The following is a 21,624-nucleotide window of genomic DNA, read 5'->3' on the forward strand; positions in this document are numbered from 1 at the left end:
TTACTCCCGCGGACCGTAGCGCAGCGTGGCCTGGCGGCGGCGCACCACCTGGTACGGCCGCCACAGGTAGCTGATCGGAATGCTCCACACGTGCACCAGGCGGGTGAACGGCGCGATCAGGAACAGGGTCAGGCCCAGGAAGATATGCATCTTGTAGACCCAGCTGACGCCCTCGATGTAGTCGGCGGCACCGGCGCGGAAGGTCACGATGTGCTGCGCCCATTCGGCCAGCTGCACCATCACCCCACCGTCCAGGTGGCCGGATGAGACGCGGATGCTGTACAGGCCCAGGCACAGCTGGGCGAACAGCAGCACCAGCACCAGGGTGTCACCGAAACTGCCGGTGGCCCGAACACGCGCATTGAACAGGCGGCGTACCAGCAGGATGCTGATGCCGATGAAGCACAGCGCGCCGAACACGCCGCCCACCACCATCGCCAGCATCTGCTTCTGCGACGATGTGATGAAGTGCTCGTACACCGCGTGCGGGGTCAGCAGGCCGACCAGATGGCCACCGAGGATGGCCAGGATGCCGATGTGGAAGCAGTTGCTGCCGATCCGCATGCCCTTGTCTGACAGCATCTGGCTGGAGCCGGTGCGCCAGGTGTACATGGCCTTGTCGTAGCGCGCCCAGCTGCCGATCAGCAGCACCGCCACGGCGATGTATGGGTAGTGCTGGAAGGCGAATTGATGCAGGGAGTAACTCATGGCTGGACCTCTCGATGCGAAGGACGGGCCGGCGAACGCACGGGCGGCTTGCAGTCCTCGGCAGGGGCTTCGGCGCCGAAGCGCACCGCCTCCTCCTCCCACAAGCGGTCCATGGCCTCGGCGGTATCGTCGCGGACTTCCTCGCTGGCACGCTGGCGCAGCGCCTGCAGATCGGCCTTGCCGTCGCCGGCTTCGACCAGGATCTCGAACAGCACCCGGTGCGGCAGCTCACGCTCGGCGGCACGCGCCGCCAGCATCCCGGCGATATGGCCGATGTGGTGCAGCCACTCGCGGGCCTCGCTGCCAGGGCGATGGGCCAGGAACTCCAGCAGCAGCGGCAGGTAGTCCGGCAGCTCGCGCGCATCCAGTTCGAAGCCGTTGCGGCGGTAGGTCTCGACCAGATCGACCATGGCCTGGCCGCGGTCGCGCGACTCGCCATGGATGTGTTCGAACAGCAGCAGGCTCATCGAGCGGCCGCGGTCGAAACTGGCCAGCCACGCCGCCTGCGCATCCAGCGCATCGGTAGCCAGCAGCTGCTGCACGAAGCTGCGCAGCTGCTGGCGGCGGGCGGCGCCCAGCGCCGGGTCGTCGCAGGCGGCGAGGAGTTCTTCGCCGTGCTGCCATAGTTCTTCACGGGGGTAATCCAGCAACACCCCGACCAGCTTGAGCACGCTCATCACACCACCTCCTTGCGGCGATGATTGGGGCCGTTGTCCACCACGAACGTTGTGCTCTTGCGCTGGCCGAACAGATCGGCCGGGCTGTCACCGTTGCAGCCGTTGCCGAAGGTGAAGCCGCAGCCGCCGCGCTCGCCGAAGGCATCGTTGGCGTACTCGCGGTGGCCAGAGGGAATCACGAAACGGTCCTCGTAATTGGCGATGGCCAGGTAGCGATACATCTCTTCGACCTGGGCAATGCTCAGCCCGGTCTGCTCCAGCACTGCGGTGTCTTCCACGCCGTCTACGTTCTTGGCCCGGCGCCAGGCACGCATCGCCATCAGCCGCTCCAGCGCGCGCACCACCGGCGCCTCGTCACCCGCCGTCAGCAGGTTGGCCAGGTAGCGCATCGGGATACGCAGCGAGGCCACGTCCGGCAGTTCACCGCTCATGCCCACGCGGCCACGTTCGGCGGCCGACTGGATCGGAGACAGCGGTGGCACATACCAGACCATCGGCAGCGTGCGGTATTCCGGGTGCAGCGGCAGCGCCAGCTTCCAGTCGATCGCCAGCTTGTACACCGGCGACTGCCTGGCCGCATCCAGCCAGCTGTCCGGGATCCCTTCCTTGCGCGCGGCGGCGATCACCGCCGGATCATTCGGGTCCAGGAAGATGTCCAGGTGGGCCTGGTACAGGTCCTTCTCGGCGGCCACCGAAGCCGCCTCGGCGATGCGGTCGGCGTCGTACAGCATCACGCCGAGGTAGCGGATGCGGCCCACGCAGGTTTCCGAGCACACGGTCGGCTCGCCCATCTCGATGCGCGGGTAGCAGAAGATGCACTTCTCCGACTTGCCGCTCTTCCAGTTGTAGTAGATCTTCTTGTACGGGCAGGCCGAGACGCACATGCGCCAACCGCGGCACTTGTCCTGATCAATCAGCACGATGCCGTCTTCCTCGCGCTTGTAGATCGCGCCCGACGGGCACGCCGACACGCACGCAGGGTTCAGGCAGTGCTCGCACAGGCGCGGCAGGTACATCATGAAGGTCTTCTCGAAGGCGCCGTAGATCTCCTTCTGCACCTGGTCGAAGTTGTAGTCGCGCGAGCGCTTGCTGAACTCCGAACCCAGGATCTCCTCCCAGTTCGGGCCCCACTCGATCTTCTGCATGCGCTCGCCACTGATCAGCGAACGCGGCCGCGCGGTGGGCTGGTGCTGGCTGTCCTTGGCGGTGTGCAGGTTCTGGTAGTCGAAATCAAACGGCTCGTAGTAGTCGTCGATCTGTGGCAGGTCCGGGTTGGCGAAGATCTTGGCCAGCATGCGCCAGCGGCCACCGGCACGCGGCACCAGCTTGCCGGCGCGGGTGCGTACCCAGCCGCCGTTCCACTTGTCCTGGTTCTCCCATTCCTTGGGGTAGCCGATGCCCGGCTTGGTTTCCACGTTGTTGAACCAGGCGTACTCGACGCCCTCGCGCGAGGTCCAGACGTTCTTGCAGGTGATCGAGCAGGTATGGCAGCCGATGCACTTGTCCAGGTTCAGCACCATCGCGATCTGTGCACGGACCTTCATCACACCACCTCCTTGCTGGCCGATGCCGAAGCGCCAGCGGGCTGTTCATCGTCCAACCAATCGACCTTGTCCATCTTGCGCACGATCACGAACTCGTCGCGGTTGGTGCCGCACGTGCCGTAGTAGTTGAAGCCGTACGCCAGCTGCGCGTAGCCGCCGATCATGTGGGTGGGCTTGAGCACGATGCGGGTCACCGAGTTGTGGATGCCGCCGCGGGTCCCGGAAATCTCCGAGCCCGGCACGTTGATGATGCGTTCCTGGGCGTGGTACATCATCGCCATGCCCGGCATCACGCGCTGGCTGACCACCGCACGCGCGGCAATCGCACCGTTGACGTTGAACAGCTCGATCCAGTCGTTGTCGACGATGCCGGCACTGCGCGCGTCGTCCTCGCTCAGCCACACGATCGGGCCACCGCGCGACAGCGTCTGCATGATCAGGTTGTCGCTGTAGGTGCTGTGGATGCCCCACTTCTGGTGTGGCGTGATCCAGTTCAGCACGATCTCCTTGTTGCCGTTCGGGCGCTGGTTCAGCAGCGGCTCCACCGTGCGCGTGTTGACCGGCGGCCGGTAGCCCATGAAGGCCTCGCCGAAGTCGATCATCCACTCGTGGTCCTGGTAGAACTGCTGGCGACCGGTCACCGTGCGCCACGGAATCAGCTCGTGCACGTTGGTATAGCCGGCGTTGTAGCTGACGTTGTCGTCTTCCAGGCCCGACCAGATCGGCGAGGAAATGATCTTGCGCGGCTGTGCCTGGATGTCACGGAAGCGGATCGCCTCGTGCTCCTTGCCCACCGCCAGGTGGGTATGCTCGCGGCCGGTGAAGGTCCCCAGCGATTCCCACGCCTTCACTGCGACGTGGCCATTGGTTTCCGGCGCCAGGTGCAGGATCACCTCGGCCGCGTCGATCGCGGTCGAAATGGCCGGGCGGCCCTGGCTCACGCCCGCGTCGTGCACGGTGTGGTTGAGCTTGCCGAGGAATTCGACCTCGTGCTTCGTGTCCCAGCTCATGCCCTTGCCGCCGTTGCCCAGCTTGTCCAGCAGCGGGCCGAGCGAGGTGAACTTGCGGTACAGGTTCGGGTAGTCGCGCTCCACCACCGTCATCGACGGCATGGTCTGGCCCGGGATGGCCTCGCACTCGCCCTTCTTCCAGTCGGCCACGCCGAACGGCATGCCCAGCTCGTTCGGGGTGTCATGCAGGGTCGGCACCAGCACCAGATCCTTCTCCACGCCCAGCACACCCGGCGCCATTTCGCTTACGGTGCGGGCGACCTCCTTGAAGATCTCCCAGTCGCTGCGCGATTCCCAGGCCGGATCCACCGCCTTCGACAGCGGGTGGATGAACGGGTGCATGTCCGAGGTGTTGAGGTCGTCCTTTTCGTACCAGGTGGCCGTGGGCAGCACGATGTCCGAGTACAGCGCGGTGGTGCACATGCGGAAGTCGAGCGTGACCAGCAGGTCCAGCTTGCCTTCCGGTGCCTCGTCACGCCACGTCACTTCCTCCGGCTTGATCGCCCCCATCTCGCCAAGGTCCTTGCCCTGCAGGCCATGACGCGTGCCGAGCAGGTGCCGCAGCATGTACTCGTGGCCCTTGCCCGACGAACCCAACAGGTTCGAGCGCCAGATGAACATCATCCGCGGATGGTTCTGCTGTGCATCCGGATCGGCGAAGGCGAAGTCCAGCGAGCCGTCCTTGAACTTGCCCAGCGCGTAGTCGGCCGGGGCAACACCCGCCGCTTCGGCCTCGCGTACCAGCTGCAGCGGGTTGCGGTCCAGCTGCGGCGCACACGGCAGCCAGCCCATGCGCACCGCGCGCAGGTTGAGGTCGGCCAGGCTGCCGCTGTACTTGCTCGCATCCGCCAGCGGCGACAGCAGCTCGTCCACCTGCAGCTTCTCGTAGCGCCATTGCCCGGTGTTGAAGTAGAAGAACGAGGTGCCGTTCATGTGGCGCGGCGGGCGGCTCCAATCCAGGCCGAAGGCCAGCGGCTGCCAGCCGGTCTGCGGGCGCAGCTTTTCCTGGCCCACGTAATGCGCCCAGCCGCCACCTGTCTGGCCCACGCAACCGCACATGATCAGCATGTTGATCAGGCCGCGGTAGTTCATATCGTTGTGGAACCAATGATTCATCCCGGCGCCGACGATGATCATCGAACGGCCATGGGTCTTGTCGGCGGTACGTGCGAACTCGCGGGCGATCTCGATCACCTCGGCGCGCGACACGCCGGTGATGCGCTCCTGCCAGGCTGGGGTGCCCGGCACCATGTCGTCGAAGCTCGATGCCACATTGCCGCCGCCAAAGCCACGGTCCACGCCGTACTGGGCCAGCAGCAGGTCGTAGACCGTGGCCACCAGGGTTTCGCCACCCTCGGCCGTGGCCAGCCGGCGCACCGGAATGTTGCGCTCAAGCACGTCGTCGGCCGGCGCGGCGGTCCAGCCGTCGGTCTCGATGCCACCGAAGTACGGGAAGCTCACCGCCTCGATGCCCTCATGGCCATCGGCCAGGCTCAGGCGCAGACGCGTCTCGGCGCCCTTGCTCTCCTTCTCCTCGATGTTCCACTTGCCCTTCTCGCCCCAGCGGAAGCCGATCGAGCCGTTCGGCACCACGATCTGGCCGCTGGTCTCGTCATAGGCCAGCGTCTTCCAGTCCGGGTTGTTGGCTTCACCCAGCCCGCCCAGTTCACTGGCACGCAGGAAACGGCCCGCCACCAGGCGGCCGTCGTCGCGGCGCTCCAGGCGCACCAGCATCGGCATGTCCGAGTACTGGCGGCAATAGTCCTGGAAGTACTGCGAGGGCGAATCGACGTGGAACTCGCGCAGGATCACATGGCCGAAGGCGAAGGCCAGCGCCGCATCGGTGCCCTGCTTGGGGTGCAGCCAGTGATCGGTCAGCTTGGCCAGCTCGGAATAGTCCGGGCAGATCGCCACCGTCTTGGTGCCGTTGTAGCGCGCCTCGGTGAAGAAGTGCGCATCGGGCGTACGCGTCTGCGGCACGTTCGAGCCCCAGGCGATGATGTAACGGCTGTTGTACCAGTCGGCCGATTCGGGCACGTCGGTCTGCTCGCCCCAGATCTGCGGCGAGGCCGGCGGCAGATCGCAGTACCAGTCATAGAAGGACAGGCAGGCGCCGCCCAGCAGCGACAGGTAACGCGCGCCGGCGGCGTAGGACACCATCGACATCGCCGGAATCGGCGAGAACCCGACCACGCGGTCCGGGCCGTACTGCTTCACCGTGTACAGGTTGGAGGCGGCGATGATCTCGTTGGCCTCTTCCCACTGCAGGCGCACGAAGCCGCCCATGCCGCGGCGGGTCTTGTACGAACGCGCCTTTTCCTTGTCCTCCACGATGCTGGCCCAGGCATCGACCGGGCCCTTGCTCTTGCGCGCCTCGCGCCACAGGCGCAGCAGCGTGCCGCGGATCAGCGGGTACTTCAGCCGGTTGGCGCTGTACAGGTACCAGGAATAGCTGGCGCCACGCGGGCAGCCACGCGGTTCGTGGTTGGGCAGGTCCGGGCGCGTACGCGGGTAGTCGGTCTGCTGCGTTTCCCAGGTGACCAGGCCGTTCTTGACGTAGATCTTCCAGCTGCACGAACCGGTGCAGTTCACGCCGTGGGTGGAACGCACGATCTTGTCGTACTGCCAACGGGCGCGGTAGCTGTTTTCCCAGTCACGGCCTTCGCTCTTGGCGAATCCGTGGCCATCGGAAAAGGTCCGGGGGTCACGCTTGAAGAACTGCAAGCGATCGAGGAAATAACTCATCGGGGGTCTCCCTTTGCGGACATCGGCATCGTGGCTGTGTGTGTCATCTGGCTGCGGTGCGTTTTCATGTCGTCAGCAGGGTGTCTCGGCACCGCGCCGGTAGTACCACCACCAGGTCACGGCCAGACAGGTGACATAGAAAACAACGAATCCGTACAGCGCCATGTCGGGGCTGCCGGTCAAGGTGATGGACGAGCCGTAGCTCTTGGGAATGAAGAAGCCGCCATAGGCGCCGATCGCACCGGAGAAGCCGACCACCGCGGCCGACTCGATGCTGGCCTGGTGGGCAGCAGCAGCCTTGCCCTCGGCGTTGTCGTTGGCCGACCAGCGCTCATGCAGGGTGCGGAAGATCACCGGAATCATGCGGAAGGTGGTGCCGTTGCCGATGCCACTGAGCACGAACAGCGCCATGAAGCTGAGCAGGAAGCCATGGAAGTTGCCGCCCTGGCCGTGACTGGACAGGAAGTGCAGCACACCGAACACGGCGGCGATCATCAGCGCGAACACCCAGAAAGTCAGGCGTGCGCCGCCCCAGCGGTCGGCCATGCTGCCGCCCACCGAACGCATCAACGCACCCAGCAGCGGGCCGATGAAGGCGTAGGCCAGCGGGTTCACGTCCGGGAACTGGCTCTTCACCAGCATCGGGAAGCCGGCCGAGAAGCCGATGTAGGAACCGAAGGTGCCGATGTACAACCAGCACATCAGCCAGTTGTGCTTGCGGCGGAAGATCACCGCCTGCTCGGAGAACGACGAGCGGGCGCTGGTCAGGTCGTTCATGCCGAACCAGGCCGCGACGGCGCACAGCGCGATGGCCGGCACCCAGATGAAACCGGCGTTCTGCAGGAACAGCGGCGCCCCACCCTCCACCGTGGGCTGCGGCGCACCACCCAGCGCACCGAACACGCCCACGGTGATGACCAGCGGGATCACCGCCTGCGCCACCGACACGCCCACATTGCCCAGGCCGGCGTTCAGGCCCAGCGCCAGGCCCTGCTTCTGCTTGGGGTAGAAGAAGGAGATGTTGGACATCGACGACGAGAAGTTCGCGCCACCGAACCCACACAGGATCGCGATGGCCACGAACACCCCGTACGGCGTGGCCGGGTCCTGTACCGCGAAGCCGAGCCAGAGCGTCGGTGCCAGCAGCGACGCGGTCGACAGTGCGGTCCAGCGGCGGCCGCCGAAAATCGGGATCACGAACGAATAGAAGATGCGCAGCGTGGCGCCGGACAGGCTGGGCAGCGCCACCAGCCAGAACAGCTGGTCGGTGCTGAAGTTGAAGCCGATATTCGGCAGGCTGATCGACACCGCCGAGAACAGCACCCAGACCGAGAAGGCCAGCAGCAGCGAGGGGATCGAGATGACCAGGTTGCGGGTGGCGACCCGCTTGCCGGTGCGCTCCCAGTAGCCGGGGTCCTCCGGCGTCCAGTCGCTGATGACGCGACCCGGACGGGCAGTGCTGCGGACAACAGGATCGCTACCGACGGTCATACATGGCTCCAAGGCTGTGGAATGACGTGGGTATTGCTTTCAAGTTGTGACCCGTCGTCATGCAGCCATTAGGCCGCGCAGCAACAACGACGGGGTTGATCTGGATCAATCAGGGGCCGGTTTCCGCCGTGCCCCTGACAAATGTCAAACCGGTGAAGCGGTGTTGCGGCGGGTCACCCCGCGCTGGCGCACGCTGTCGCGCACGTCCACATCGAACTGCAGCTGAAGCTGGCTGCCATCTTCCAGGGCAATGTCGAAGGGCAGGCCCTCCCGGCACGGCAACCGCGCCGCCAAGGCCTCGACGGCCGGGCGCGGCAGTACCAGGCGGCAGAAGGTGCCCCCGTCCAGCAGCACGGGCTGCTCGCCGCCATGCAGCGACACCGCCATGCCCCAGCCCTCGATGCCGCCAAAGCGGGTCATGTTCTCGACCGATTCACCGGCCAGCAGGCGCGCCAGTTCGGCCTCGTCCAGGCGAAGCCGTACTGATTGATCCTGCAACTGCACTTTCATGACGCAACATCCTCCCATTGTTCGGGGGTATTGCAGTTGACCAGGCAGGCTTCGTCAACGCTTTCCAGCAGCAGCGCGTGCATCTGCAGGCGGCGCTGGAAGGCCTGTACCGAGCGCGGCCCGTCCGCATCATCCAACATCGCGGCCAGCACGCTACGAGTGGCATTGTCCACATTCAACCGCATGGGAAAGGGATGCCCGTCAAAGATCGTACATGCGCCCCGCCCCTCGGCGGCCAACCGTTGCAGCAGCCGCGGCGCCAGCAACGGGGTATCCACCGCTACCACCCAGGCTAGGCTATCGGGCATCTGCTGCATCACGCTGTGCAGTCCACCCAGGGGACCGCAGCGCGCCACCTGATCGGGGATGCCGCCGAAGGCCGGATAGTCGCCGCTCACCCACACCCGTTCGGCGCCGGCCTGCAGCAGCAGGCCACGCATGTGTTCCAGCAGCGTGCGCCCCTGCCACGGCAGCAGCGCCTTGTCGCGCCCCATCCGGCTGGACAGGCCGCCGGCCAGCACGATGCCGTTGATGGTTCCATTCATGGTAGAGCCACACCATGCGTGGCTGCGCCGGTTGGATACGCGGGAACGGCCCCATCCACGCATGGCGTGCATCTACTGAACCCCACGGCCATCCAGACATTCGGTGGTAGAGCCACGCCATGCGTGGCTGCAGCGGACTCAATGGTGGTGGTCGTGCGCATGGTCATGGGCATGTGCGGGTTCGCTGTCCGCATGGCACAGGCTGCAACCCTCGCTCCACTCGCTGTCGCCGTCCTCGTAATGCTCCTGCTTCCAGATCGGGCACTGGTGCTTCACCACCTCGATCAACTGCCGGCAGGCCCTGAATGCCTCGTCTCGATGCGGGCTGCCCGCAGCCACCACCACCGCCACATCGCCAATGCCCAACCGGCCCTTGGCATGGGCCACATACAGCTTCAGCTTCGGACCGAACGTCGCCTCGACCTCGGCGGCCAGGCGCTTGAACTCGTTCAGCACCAGCGGCTCGAACAGGTCATAGGTAATCCCGTTCACCGGGCGGCCGATGTTGACGTCGCGCACCTTGCCGATGAACACATCGATGCCACCGAAACCCGGATCGGACACCGCAGCGATGCCCTCGGCCGGATCGATCGACGCCTGCGCGCGATCCACCACCTTGGCGATGATCTTCTCGCTCATCGCTCAGCCCCCGCTTACCGGCGGCAGGATCGCCACCCGACCATCGTCGGGCAGCGCTTCATGGTCGCGCAGCACACGTTGCTGGTCGGCGAACGCCGAGTAGTCCAGCAGGCCCGCGCGGAAGCCCGGCCAACGCGTCGGCAGCAGCTCGCGCAGCGCTTGGCGCAGGTCGGCCACGGTGCCTCCGGCCACCTCCACCGCGATCTCGCGGCTGGCATCGAGATCGGAAAACGCACCGAACAGCTGCAGATTCACCTGTTTCATTATGACTCCTGACTCGCCAGCTGCACCGGGTCATGGTGACCCCAGCCCTGCACGCGCACGTAGGTACCAGCGCTGGCCAGGTCTCCCTCGGCCTCCAGCACCACCCAGGCGTTGGCCTGCAGCATGGACATCAAACGGAACGACTCCTGCCCGGACAGCACGCGCGCACTCAGGCGCCCCTGACCGTCCACTTCCACCCGCGCACGCGCGTGGAAGCGCAGGCCCGGCGGCTTGCGCACGTCGGCCTGCAGCGGCAGCTGCAACACGGTTTCCGGTGCCAACCCCAGCAGGCGGCGCAGCACCGGCTCCACGAAGAAGCGCTGGCCCACGGCGGCCGACACCGGGTTGCCGGGCAGACCGAAATACAGCGCGCCATTGGGCAGCACCGCAAACAGCAGCGGCTTGCCCGGGCGGATCGCCACCTTGTGGAACACGATGCGCGCACCACGGCCGCGCAGCGCATCGGGAACGAAATCGTAGCGGCCGGCCGACACCGCGCCGGTACTGATCAGCAGCTGCGCGCCGGCAGCCAGCGCTTCATCCAGCACCGCATTGAACGCGGCCACGTCATCACCCACCGTGCCCTGCCAGACCACCTCGGCACCGGCGGCCTGCAGGCGGCCAACCAGGTAGGGCCGGTTGCTGTCGCGGATCTGGCCGGACTCCAGCGTCTGCGCCGCCTCGGTCACCAGCTCCTTGCCGGTGGCGATCACCGCCGCCTTCGGCCGTGCCACCACCGCCACCTGGCCCACGCCGATGGCATGCAGCAGGGTGCGTGCATTGATATCCAGCACCTGCCCGGCCTGCAGCACACGCTCGCCGTCGCTCACATCCTGGCCGCGCAGGCGTACGTTCTGGCCCGGCTTCACCGTGCCCTTCAATGCGATGCGGGTCGGGCGGCCGTCCTCGCTGGTAAGGATCTCCACGTTCTCGACGGGCACCACCGTATCCAGCCCAACCGGCATGCGCGCTCCGGTCATGATTTCCCAGGCACCCTCGCCGCCCTCGGCACCGGCATCGCCGGCCGCCTGCCAGCCCTGCACCGCGAATTCGGTACCGGCCTCGAACGTCGCGCCGTTGGCGCGCAGCGCGAAGCCGTCCATCGCCGAATTGTCGAACGGCGGCAGCGACTGCTCACTGATGATGTCACTGGCCAGAGTGCGGGCGCCGGCCTCATGCAACGGCAGGCGCTCGGCCGGCAGCGGCGTGGCCGCATCCAGCAGGTGCTGCAGGGCTTCGCTGTAGGCAATCATCAGTGGCCACCACCGTCGACCATCGCCAGGGCGTGGCCCAGTACCGGCGCCAGGATGTCCAGGCACTGCGCCGCCGCCTTCGGGCTGCCTGGCAATGCGAACACCAGCATGTTGCCCAGCTGCACCACCTCGGCGCGGCTCAGCCAGGCCATCGGCGTGTGCTGTGCACTCAGCGCCCGCACCATCTGTGCCAGGCCATGCACCGGCCGTGCGTTCAAGGAACGCAGCGCCTCCGGGGTCAGGTCACGCGGGCCCAGCCCGGTACCACCGGTGCACAGGCACAGGCGCACGCCCTCGGCAGCCAAGGCCTGCAGGCGGCCCGCCAACGGCTCGATGCCATCGGGCAGCACTTCGGCGGCCACTACGTCGCCACCCAGCTTTCTCAGGCCGGTCACCAGGGTCGGGCCGGACACATCCTCATAAGTGCCTTCGCTGGCGCGATCGCTCAGCGTAATCACCGCGCAGGCCGCACCCTCCAACCCCTTAGGTGCACGTGGGTTGAAACGCACGCGCTCGGCCTCGTCCATGCCATCCGGGTGCAGCCAGACCCCGCGCTTGCCGCCTTCCTTGAACAGCAGGCGGATGCCTTCGATGCGCAGTGCCGGTTCCACTGGCTTGCTCAGGTCGTACAGGGTCAGCAACGCCGCGTTGACACCAGCCAGCGCCTCCATCTCGACGCCGGTGCGTGCCTCGCTGGCGCACTCGCACCACACGCGGATCGCCTGCCGCTCCGGCACCGGTGCGCAGAACACCTGCACCAGTTCCAGCGGCAGCGGATGGCACAGCGGCATCAGCATCGACGCCATCTTGGCGCCCTGCAGGCCGGCAATCTCGGCCATCACCAGCGCATCGCCTTTGGGCAGGCGGCGCTCGACGATCAGCGGATAGGCCACTGGACCGGCATGCAGCTCGCCCACCGCCACCGCACGGCGGCGGCTGATGCGCTTGTTACGGACATCGGCCATATGGAAGGCCGCGTTCAATTCCCCACTCATCGTGTTGCTCATCCTCCGATGGAGGCCAGGTGCGGGGTCAGCCCGGTCTGGCCCTGGTGCAGTCCATGCCCGGCCGCTTTCAGGCCAAGCTGTGTGGTGATGCGTGCCAGCAGCGCCTCATGGTCCTCATCGCGCTGCAGCAGCGGGCGCAGCGGTACGCCGAACTCGCCGAACAGGCACAGCCGCAGGTCGCCCTTGGCGGTCACCCGCAGGCGGTTGCAGCCCTTGCAGAAGTCACGCGAATACGGGGCAATGATGCCGATGCTGCCGCGATGGTCGGGGTGGCCGAACTCGCGCGCCGGGCCGGCGTCGGCGGCGCGCGGACGCTCGTGCCAGCCAGCGGCCAGCAGCTGCTCGATCACCACGTCGGCGCGCAGGTGGTGGCGCTGGAAATAGGCTTCGTTGTCGCCGGTGCGCATCAGTTCGATGAAGCGCACGCTGAAGGGGCGGCCACGCAGGTAGTCCATCCACTGCGGCAGCTCGTCATCGTTCAGGCCACGCAGCAGCACCGCGTTGAGCTTGATCGCCGGCAGGCCCAACGCCTGCGCCAGGGCCAGGCCCTGTTCGATCTCCGGCAGGCGGTCATGCCCGGTGATGGTCCTGAAGCGTTCGCGCTGCAGGCTGTCCATGCTCACGTTCAGCGCGGTCAGGCCGGCGCGGTGCCAGCCCGGCAGGCGACGCGGCAGCAACGTGCCATTGGTGGTGATGGCCACCTTGCGGATGCCCGGCGCCGCCGCCACGGTGGCGATGATCTCGTCCAGATCCTTGCGCAGGCTGGGCTCGCCACCGGTCAGGCGGATCTTGCTCATGCCCAGCGCGGCGAACGCGCGCACCAGGCGCGCGATTTCATCCACCTGCAGGAAGCGCGGGCGGCCATCGACCTGGTAACCGTCGGGCAGGCAATAGCTGCAACGGAAGTTGCAGGCTTCGGTCAACGACAGGCGCAGGTACGGAAAGCTGCGTCCGAAACCGTCGGTGAGTTGGCTCATGGCTGGTCCACCTTGTTGCTCCACCGTCTTGCCTGTACCCGGAACGGCCCGGAAACCCTCGTCGGCTGGAACGATTGCCAGAGTACGCGGCAGTCAGTTCCATGGGCATGACTTAAATCAATCGTCTTCGGCCCTGCGCGGCAGGCGTTGTGGCAGCATGCGGCTTTCCGTGCAGCGGGCGTGTGACAACCCTCATGATGATGAACGATTTCCAGCAGCTGCTGCACGCCGCAGGCCAGCAGGCTGAACCGCAACGTTTGCTGTTCGTATTCGTGCGCGCCGAGCTGCCCGAATCGCCCACCGACGACCAGCGCGACCGGCATGACCGCCGCGAGGGCGGCACCCTGTCGCCGGTGCTGTGCGTGGACAAGCTGCCAGCCGAGGTGCCCAGCTTCCAGGCGCTGGCCACCGAATCCACCACCACCGGCATCGACTGGGACCTGGTCTTCGTGGCGGCGCTGGATGGTCGCGCCGGTTTCGCCCCCAACAGCGATGAGGCCGCGCGCCCGCTGAAGCTGATGGTCAACGCCATCCATGACGGTCAGATCGGCCGCTTCGCCGCCTTCGACCGGGGCGGCGAGCCTGTTCAGTTCTATTGAGCCACCAGCTGCAGGGTCAGGAAGAAGATCACCAGCACGGTGTTCAGCCCCCAGGCCACGGTCAGCCCGCGCGCGGCCACGCCCAGGTTCGCGTTGTGCGCGGAGGGCGCCGCCCGCCATACCGCCGGGATGATCCAGCCGGTATAGAGCAGCAGTAAGGCAAACACCCCCAGCAGCAGCGGGGTGCGCTGGTTGGCCAGCGCCCAGAGAGCCACGGCCCACAGAATGTTGCTGGGAATGACGCCCTGCAGCCAGAACACACTCCAGAGGCGGGAACGGCCCTGGGCGTCGGGGGTTGGGTGCACGGAAGCGGTGGCGGTCATAAGTCTCCTTCTGGTTAGGAAACGTGCCGGACCAGCCTGCGCTTGGTGGCTGGGAACGTCAACCCGAGTCGCACGTCACGCTTTGGCCTCGGTGCGGCCCAGCCATGCTCGACTCAGACTTGCGCGGAGCCTGTCGCCATCGCCCTTCCCCACCCGCGCCCTTCCCTCCCCCAACCTCGACACCTGTCGCAGATTGCACGGTTCGGGCGGATCACCACGCCAGCCAGCGCTGGCAGTGCTTAACAGCGTGGGAGAATGCCGAAAGCGTCTCCAATCGAGCGATGTTTGCAACTCTTCTGATTGGCATTGCACAGCGCCAGGGGCTCAGATGGCGTGCCACCGGAAAAGGGTGGCCGGGCTTCGAACACCCGAGTTGATGTTGATGTATGCGCTTGCCAGCCGGCGTCACCTCAGCGTGGCGCCGGCTGGCAATCCGTCTGCCGGCTATGGCGGGCGGTGCGTGGGGGCTTCCGGGCCCGCCGGACTGACATCAACCCGGTGTTCGAACCACGTACCGCCCGCCACTTTTATGGGTGGCGGCTACCGATTGCCCTGCACGGAGCCTTGCCATGAACGAATCGGACTTCCCGCATCTGCACGCCTATCGCAGCACCGCCCACGACGACGGTTCGCCACAGGCTGTGCCCGCAGTGGACAGGAACACCTTCATTGCCAACCTCCATCGCATCGGCGTCGGTGCGGCGGCCGATGGCCAACCCTGGCCGGAGCGGCATCAGCTGCCCGGGCGCTGCCTGGCCCTGGCCGATGCCGATTGCGCGTTGAGCGGGTTGCGTGTGGTGCTGGAAATGCTGCTGGCGGCGGAGCGCACCGGCCAGAACGGCGAACCGGAAGAGTACGTGGGCGACCGGGTGATGGAGGGGTTGGTACTGGCCAGCCAGTCATTGTGCGCGCAGGCGGTGGGGCGGTTGCAGCCTGAAGGGTGAATGCCATGCGCCACGGCCTTCAGCGAGGACCGCTTTCAGCAGGCGTCAGTGCTCGCTGAAAGCACTTCTCAGATCGACGCCGATGATCGAAGAGAAGTCCACCTTGCACAGCTCCAGCTCGAAGAGTTGATCGTGATTATCCAGGCACAGGGTGACTCTCACCGGCACGCCGTCGGCATCGGCAAGCATGGCCGTAGCAATGTCACTGCCGAAAAGCTGGGTCGTGCTGGACAGGAACACCACGCCCCCGAATCCGACGACACCCACATCCTCCACCTGAGCGAGCGCCAGATCCTTCAACAACCGTTCGGACAGCTCGGTCGTCTCCGGCAGCAGCCTGTGGATGAGGGAGACCTCGTCGGGGGTGAGGAACCTGGGCACGGGATGTCCTTCAGGGCACCGCGTCCGCCATCGGCTGATTCTCGATCCGCCATGTCCTGGCGTAGATGAGAATGACGCTTCCGGTCGAGCTGGTCTCGATACGAAAACACTTCAGACCGGACAGCGGATAGCCGACCGCCTTCCAACGATCAAGAAGATCAGCGAGTCCCGGCTCGTCATCATCCACCATGGCAAACTCAATTCCCTCGTCACCCAGTACGCCGAAGTTCATGAGCGCCGAGCACCCGTAGGCTTCCGAGAAGCAAACGGTTGCCTGCCGGCCATCCGGCCAACGCGCTCGCACCCTTACCTCGTCGCATACGCCAGGATTGCTTCTGTTGATGTTGATGGCCAGCAACGTGGCGTCACACCATTCAAGGGAGTTGAAATCTTGGTTCATAGACTGGAACTCCGGGGAAACAACCACGGAGCCCCTGGCGCCTAGCCTCGCCAAGAGCCATTCTCACAAAAAGGACGCTATTGGGCACGCCAACCTCATCAGAACCGAATTCATAGGCCGCATCGCATCCAACGAAATGGAATTGAAGCGAAAACAGCGAAGATTGATACGTGCGCAAACTCACTCTGTCCCTTCTTGATCGCAGCCCTCCTCCGGCTCGTATTCATGGAACTGTTTCACCACTTCCCAGCCAAACTCCTTTTCAAGGGCCTCTCGCACAACACCAGGAACCGCAAACCAGGCAGTGTTAGTGTGCGAGTCGATACCTCGCGAATCGAATTGCGAAAGAAGGTGCACAGTTTCGGCGCGAGACATCTTCCTTTTCTCATCATGGAGAATTGAACGACGGTGCCTTTTTAGAAGGAGCCTCAACTGCTTCAGTGTTGATATCCCAAGCTTGTGAAGTTCAGCCACAACCTCCAAAAGGTCAAAGTCGCCGTAATCATGCCGACGATGAAACAGGCCCAGCACCATCTTCCTCATCCCGGCAGGAGTGACTACCTCCATTTCCTTGACCGCACGCGCATGCAACCTCTTCACCTAGTAAGCCTCAAGTCAGCGCCAGCATCCCTGCCAGCAAGCGAAGATCTTCCCGGCCCTTTCCAAATGAAACATAGCCCATCTTGCAGTTCATCTAGAAGAGCAGTGACGTCGAACCATCCGTAGGGCACATTGCTACATTCGGCTCTGTGAAGTCTACCGCCCCGCAAACCTCTGGAAAGAGACTACACAGGGTCTTGCACGCGTTAACATCTCCATTCTCGCAAGCAACCTGAAGAGCAACTCTGAGTGCGAGCGTGGGTCCGATTGCCTTGGGTGGAAGCAGGAACGACGGCTTCCTCTTATAGGTTGACTTTCCCGTATTGGAGTCCTTCTGCCATCCCCATCCAGGGCGTTTGGGATCATCCTTCCACTTTTTTCCAGGATTGTTGGTCCCATCCGGCGAGCGCGTCTGATTTCGTTCCCCGCGACGTCCCGACATCTCACCGAATGGATCGATGTTCAGCACGGGATCAGATTCGGAATAGGCAAATGTACTGATTCCGCCTTCCAACCCAATTGGATCACTCTGCGAGTACCGCCCAACTACCGGGTCATACTCCCGCTGATTGTTGTAGAACAACCCACTCGCATCCGTCGCCTGCTGGCCCGGGAAGCGCAGCGCCAGCTCGAACGCCACACCATCACCATCCGGGTCGGCACTCGGAATCTGATTACCGAACACTTCGCTCTTGTTGCTCCACTCCCAGATCGCCACATCGCGCACCGGGTCGATCACCACGCGCGGTGTGCCCAGATGATCCGGCTGGACGTAGGCTAACTCCGGCACGCCGGTGCCCGGCACATTGATCAGCGCCACCGGATAGTTGTCCAGCCAGATGGCCTGCTGCTGCGCTTGGCCCGTGGCCGAGTAGTTGCCCAGCCACTGCCCTGCCTCGTCATACAGGGTGATCTGCGCTGCGCCACCGGCCGGGGTACGCAACACGCGCTCGCCACGATGGTTGTAGCCGTAGCTCTCCAATGTGGCGTTACCCTGCTTCACCGCGTTCATGCGATTGGCATCGTTGTAGGTGAACGTCTTGCTGCCGATGCTGGTGGTGTTGCCCGCTGCGTCATGGGTGCGCGCCTCGCCATCCACCGCAGTCAGGCGGTGGCTGGTTGCGGGATAGGTGTAGCTGGCGGTACCTGCCGAGGTGGTCAGCGCGGTGCGATTACCGGTGGCGTCATACGCATAGGTTTCGATCGGTGTGCCGGTCGTACCGTCCTGGGTCTGGGTCAGGCGACCCAGCGCGTCGTAAGCGTACTTGGCCAGCACCGTCGAGCCTGTGCCGTTCTTCAGTTCGGTGATCGAACCCACCGGATCATAGCCATAGCCCAGCGACAGGCCGCCTGCGGCCGGGTCATGCACCGCCTGAGGGCGGTAGTCCAGATCCAGCGGACGCTGCAGCTGGCGGCCGTTGCCATAGGTCCAACTGGTCGCCGGGCCGAAGGCCGCGTAGGTCACGTTGTTCACCACGATCTGGCGGGCCTGGCCGGGCCGGGTCAGGCCGATCTGGCTGATGCGCCCCTGAGTATCGCGCACGTAGTCGGCCACACTGCCGTCGGGGTAGGTCAGCGCGGTCAGGCGGCCCGACTTGCTGTAGGCGTAGCGCAGCGTGCTGGCGACACCATTGATCGTCTGCACTTTACGGGTGACCTGGCCGAAGCGGTCATGGCAGTACTGGGTGCTGCCATTGGCATGCAGCACCTGCCCCAGGCGCCCCTTGGCAAAGCGCTCGTCTGTGGCGCAGGCAGCCGGCGCCACGTCATAGCTGTAGCCCACATCCAGATTGGGGTCCGGATAGGCGACGCCGATCAGGCGGTTGAGTGCATCGTAGTGATAGGTGGCGGTGACGCCACGCGCATCGGTGGCCGTCTTGCGATTGCCGGCCGCATCCAGGGTGAAGCTGCTGGCGCCCCTGTCCGGGCTGACCTGGCCGGTCAGGTCACCGAACCCGTTGTAGGCGTAGGTGGTGTGCAGTCCCTTCGGATCGGTGATCTGGGTGACCTGGTCCAGCGCGTTGTACTGGCTGCGGATCTCCGCCGCCACGCCGCCGACGTTCCGCAGGGTCTGCGCCAGACGGTTCAGCGGATCGAACTGCTGGCTGGTCACCCGCTGCAGGGCGTCGGTTACCGTCTGCGGGTTGCCGTTGGCATCGTAGGCAAAGCCGGTAGCGTGATTGCCTGCGTCCTTCAGCGCGGTCAGCTGGCCGAGCGTGTTGAACGTGCGTGCCAGGGTACGGCGCAGCGTGCCACCGGTGTCCAGCGTGTCTTCCTTGAGGCGGTTGCCGGCATTGTCCAGTGTGTAGTGAATCGTGTTGCCTGCGTTGTCCTCGATGTCGGTCAAGCGCAGCGCAGCATCGTAGACGTAGGAAACGCTGCTGCCATCCGGCTCGGTGATCTTCTGCACCTGGCCCGTCGGCCAATAGCTCAGCTGGGTGACCCGATCCTCGGCAGTGGTCGCGCCGCGTACGGTGATCGAGGTCGGCCAGCCGCGAGCATGGTACGTGTAATCGGTGACCACGCCGTTGGCGTCCTTGACCGACAACGGCCGCCCGAACGCGTCGTAGGCCAAGGTCTCGACCGTCTGGCCCAGCGCATTGGTCACGCTGCGCAGGTCGCCCTTGCGATAGCTGCAGGCACCTCCGGTCGCGCACCCTGCATCATCCGCCGAGTAATAGGCATAGGTAACGGCATCGGCCACATCCGTGCGCGGGCCATCCACACTCTTCAGCAGCCCCTCCACCGGGCAGCTGCCTGCCGCTGCCACATCAGCGGCTTCGCAGTACGTGTAGCTGGTGATGCGCGTCTGACCGGAAGCGGTGTCGGTCACCGTGTTGGCCGTCGGCTGGCGTCGGGAATTGAAGGCCGTGCGGGTTTCGCGGCTACCGATCCGGGTGGTCAGTACCGCATTGGTTTCGACGTCGCGCGCCGTGGTCATCACCCGCTGCTCGGGCAAGCCGACCGCTTCGGTCACGGTATGGATGCTAACGGCACGACCGCTCACCGGATCGGTGCCCTGCGCATAGGTGTGCCTGGTCTGGATGCCGCGGCGATCGGTGTAGGTATCCAGACGCCGGCGGAAGTCGACACTCTGGTCGTAGTAGGTTCGGCTGACGGTTCCCTGCGAATCGGTCAGGCCGGTCACCTTGCGCGACGGCGCGGTGTCGCCGCCGGGTGTCAGGGTGTAGTCGGTCTGCCGCCCAAGCGCGTCAGTCACGACCGCACCGCCGTTGGGGCTGTAGGCGAGCGTCACACCATCGGCACCGCCGGCGTGCTGACTGGAAATGACGCGACCGTCGGAATCATAGGTAAAAGTGCTGTAGCGACGCCCGTCTTCCGCGGTGATACCCGTCAGGTGCTGGGGGAAATCCTGATTCTCGTAGTGATACGTGCGCACACCGCCACCCGCATAGGTCACCGTGGCAACCTGGTTCTGAGGCGTGTAGGTATAGGTGGCCAGCGGAATGCCTTCGACCAGCACCGAACTGATCAGCGCCTCGTAGTCGTTGGACTGGTAAACGAACTCCAGCGTGCGGCCACTGCTGTGGGTGACGGCCGCAAGGCGATCGCTGTCATCGTAGATATAGGTCAGCGACGTGCCATCCGGGAAGCGCTTGGTGATCAGACGCCCGTCCGCGCCGAAGGTCGAGATGGAACCCGCCGAATACAGCGTCCAGTTACCGTTCTGGACGAGACGATCACCACTGTCGTCGTCCGCCTCATAGGCTTGGCCGATCTTCTTGAATGCCCGTTGGAAACCGGTGCTTTCAATGATGCCCACACTGTCAGCGCCATCCAGTGCCAGGTGGGCGCCCAGCGAATGGGTCCAGCCATAACCGAAGCCACCGGAGGACGTGGAAATGCCGGAGTGATAGAAACGCGTCAGTGCGATCCAGCCAAGATCGAAGTCCGGCGCGATTTCGTACTTCTCGCCGGTTTTGACATCACACGGATTGCCTACGGTGCCGTCGCAAGGTGCCTTGTTCGCCGCCTCGCCCTCTTCTGTCGAAGGACAATTCGTCCCAGAACTGTCCTTGTCGCATTTCTGCGATTTGGAGGTGATGGTCGCAACGAATTCCTCGCTGACGCAGGCGTTGTGCTTGTTGGACCATTGCGTGAACGGAATGGGGCAGTTCAAGCGTCGCATGCGAGCGAGCCCTGTCGTTCCTGCGTCGAAGGGTACGCACGGAGACTCCGCCGTGTTGCTGCCCAGCATTCCGGTGACGCGGTACTCCCTGAACTCCGAAATCCCATCCATCTCTGGAGCAGTTGGGACCCAGCCTCCTTCCGGCACAGCGGTTTCCCCAGGACAGTGGGGATTGATGTCTTGCAAGTCTGCAATGAGCGCTTCCAGCACATCCTCTTCGGACTGGAAGCCACCATTTCCTGCGCCATGGTAAGTCCACTCAGGATCTGCTGGCTGAGATTTACCCATCCAGTAGGTGATCGACGTGTTTCCGTTCAAGTCCACGACTTTCGACTTGATCTTGTCGACAGACTGCCAGCCGAACTGGAACTCCGGCGGGAACGGGCTGGGCGCCGGCAGATTCTTGATGGCGGCCACCGCCGCCTGCTGGGTCTTGTATTGGGTCGCATCGCCTCCGGGCTGCGAAATACGCCAGGTGATCTTGCTTTCCTGCGCCTGTGCCACAGCAGGGGCGACGAAGCCGACGGCAACAATCGCCAGCACGGCACGCGAGAGGGTCTTCAGTCGTTCCAACATCCCTGTTCTCCTTCCTGGACGAACACAGCGCCGGCGGGAACGAGAACGCGGGGGTAGAGCCCCATCACGTCATGCTTCGGATCGTCCCTGGTCCGGAATGCGGCAGTGCCACATGCCGCCTTTATCGTTGAAGACGGTGACATATTCAAGTCAAGGCCCGCGACATCCGTCACATTTCCACCCGCGCGGATTCCAGATCCAGCCGATTACCGCGACAGCTTTCGGAGCAGCCTGCGGGCAGGAAACATCTGCAACCGCCTGCATCCCTCACGCATCAGAAG

At 64.8% G+C, this 21,624-nt stretch carries 19 protein-coding genes; 2 read left to right on the top strand and 17 right to left on the bottom strand.

What is annotated here, in order from left to right; all coding sequences use genetic code 11:
• The 12 genes from narI to moaA all read right to left on the bottom strand — a co-directional run bounded on the left by narI (window position 1) and on the right by moaA (window position 13,370).
• Entirely contained in the window at window positions 1-708 is a 708-nt protein-coding gene (gene narI / locus ACZK2R_RS12640) for a respiratory nitrate reductase subunit gamma (RefSeq protein ID WP_180838504.1), read from the bottom strand.
• Entirely contained in the window at window positions 705-1,385 is a 681-nt protein-coding gene (gene narJ, locus ACZK2R_RS12645; protein WP_065723459.1) for a nitrate reductase molybdenum cofactor assembly chaperone, read from the bottom strand. The genes narI and narJ overlap by 4 nt, the downstream gene beginning before the upstream one ends.
• Complete coding sequence (gene narH / locus ACZK2R_RS12650) at window positions 1,385-2,929, bottom strand: nitrate reductase subunit beta (RefSeq protein ID WP_180838505.1); 1,545 nt, start codon at window positions 2,927-2,929, stop codon at window positions 1,385-1,387. The genes narJ and narH overlap by 1 nt, the downstream gene beginning before the upstream one ends.
• Window positions 2,929-6,684, bottom strand: a complete 3,756-nt coding sequence (locus ACZK2R_RS12655) for a nitrate reductase subunit alpha (RefSeq protein WP_180838506.1) — start codon at window positions 6,682-6,684, stop codon at window positions 2,929-2,931. Before ACZK2R_RS12655 ends, narH begins: the two co-directional genes overlap by 1 nt.
• A gap of 72 nt (window positions 6,685-6,756) precedes the next feature.
• Complete coding sequence (locus tag ACZK2R_RS12660; protein ID WP_180838507.1) at window positions 6,757-8,175, bottom strand: NarK family nitrate/nitrite MFS transporter; 1,419 nt, start codon at window positions 8,173-8,175, stop codon at window positions 6,757-6,759.
• Window positions 8,176-8,319: 144 nt separating this feature from the next.
• Window positions 8,320-8,685 (bottom strand): DUF7009 family protein, encoded by a 366-nt coding sequence (locus tag ACZK2R_RS12665; protein WP_180838508.1) that lies wholly within the window; start codon window positions 8,683-8,685, stop codon window positions 8,320-8,322.
• Window positions 8,682-9,230, bottom strand: coding sequence for a molybdenum cofactor guanylyltransferase (gene mobA / locus ACZK2R_RS12670; protein ID WP_180838509.1), 549 nt, complete (start codon window positions 9,228-9,230; stop codon window positions 8,682-8,684). Before mobA ends, ACZK2R_RS12665 begins: the two co-directional genes overlap by 4 nt.
• 138 nt (window positions 9,231-9,368) lie before the next feature.
• Complete coding sequence (locus ACZK2R_RS12675) at window positions 9,369-9,869, bottom strand: molybdenum cofactor biosynthesis protein MoaE (RefSeq protein WP_049401277.1); 501 nt, start codon at window positions 9,867-9,869, stop codon at window positions 9,369-9,371.
• 3 nt (window positions 9,870-9,872) lie between these two features.
• Entirely contained in the window at window positions 9,873-10,133 is a 261-nt protein-coding gene (locus ACZK2R_RS12680; RefSeq protein WP_049462752.1) for a MoaD/ThiS family protein, read from the bottom strand.
• A complete protein-coding gene (locus tag ACZK2R_RS12685) occupies window positions 10,133-11,386 on the bottom strand; it encodes a molybdopterin molybdotransferase MoeA (protein WP_180838510.1) in 1,254 nt (417 codons plus the stop codon). The genes ACZK2R_RS12680 and ACZK2R_RS12685 overlap by 1 nt, the downstream gene beginning before the upstream one ends.
• On the bottom strand, window positions 11,386-12,381 hold the full coding sequence (gene moaCB, locus ACZK2R_RS12690; protein WP_180838511.1) for a bifunctional molybdenum cofactor biosynthesis protein MoaC/MoaB: 996 nt from the start codon (window positions 12,379-12,381) through the stop codon (window positions 11,386-11,388). Before moaCB ends, ACZK2R_RS12685 begins: the two co-directional genes overlap by 1 nt.
• 8 nt (window positions 12,382-12,389) lie before the next feature.
• Window positions 12,390-13,370: a GTP 3',8-cyclase MoaA gene (gene moaA / locus ACZK2R_RS12695; RefSeq protein WP_180838512.1), complete on the bottom strand. Its 981-nt coding sequence runs from the start codon at window positions 13,368-13,370 to the stop codon at window positions 12,390-12,392.
• 194 nt (window positions 13,371-13,564) lie between these two features.
• On the opposite strand from moaA, the gene ACZK2R_RS12700 reads away from it, so the two are divergent.
• Window positions 13,565-13,969 (top strand): ribonucleotide reductase subunit alpha, encoded by a 405-nt coding sequence (locus ACZK2R_RS12700; RefSeq protein ID WP_097047752.1) that lies wholly within the window; start codon window positions 13,565-13,567, stop codon window positions 13,967-13,969.
• On the opposite strand, the gene ACZK2R_RS12705 is transcribed toward ACZK2R_RS12700, so the two are convergent.
• Window positions 13,963-14,292 carry a hypothetical protein gene (locus tag ACZK2R_RS12705; protein WP_180838513.1) on the bottom strand — a complete coding sequence of 110 codons (330 nt, stop codon included), beginning with the start codon at window positions 14,290-14,292 and terminating at the stop codon, window positions 13,963-13,965. The genes ACZK2R_RS12700 and ACZK2R_RS12705 overlap by 7 nt on opposite strands.
• A 569-nt stretch (window positions 14,293-14,861) precedes the next feature.
• Here ACZK2R_RS12705 and ACZK2R_RS12710 point away from each other — a divergent pair.
• Window positions 14,862-15,236, top strand: coding sequence for a hypothetical protein (locus tag ACZK2R_RS12710; protein WP_180838514.1), 375 nt, complete (start codon window positions 14,862-14,864; stop codon window positions 15,234-15,236).
• A gap of 45 nt (window positions 15,237-15,281) precedes the next feature.
• On the opposite strand, the gene ACZK2R_RS12715 is transcribed toward ACZK2R_RS12710, so the two are convergent.
• From ACZK2R_RS12715 to ACZK2R_RS12730, 4 genes are all read right to left on the bottom strand, one after another.
• Window positions 15,282-15,617 carry a DUF6984 family protein gene (locus tag ACZK2R_RS12715; RefSeq protein ID WP_125895738.1) on the bottom strand — a complete coding sequence of 112 codons (336 nt, stop codon included), beginning with the start codon at window positions 15,615-15,617 and terminating at the stop codon, window positions 15,282-15,284.
• Window positions 15,618-15,627: 10 nt separating this feature from the next.
• The gene (locus tag ACZK2R_RS12720; protein WP_180838515.1) at window positions 15,628-16,017 is read right to left on the bottom strand and encodes a hypothetical protein; all 390 of its coding nucleotides are present in this window, start codon (window positions 16,015-16,017) and stop codon (window positions 15,628-15,630) included.
• Between the two features lie 180 nt (window positions 16,018-16,197).
• The gene (locus ACZK2R_RS12725; RefSeq protein ID WP_125895737.1) at window positions 16,198-16,617 is read right to left on the bottom strand and encodes a hypothetical protein; all 420 of its coding nucleotides are present in this window, start codon (window positions 16,615-16,617) and stop codon (window positions 16,198-16,200) included.
• 94 nt (window positions 16,618-16,711) lie between these two features.
• Entirely contained in the window at window positions 16,712-21,343 is a 4,632-nt protein-coding gene (locus ACZK2R_RS12730) for an RHS repeat-associated core domain-containing protein (RefSeq protein WP_258015818.1), read from the bottom strand.
• Between the last annotated feature and the right edge of the window lie 281 nt (window positions 21,344-21,624).

The organism is Stenotrophomonas sp. 96582_Sma (assembly GCF_056480905.1).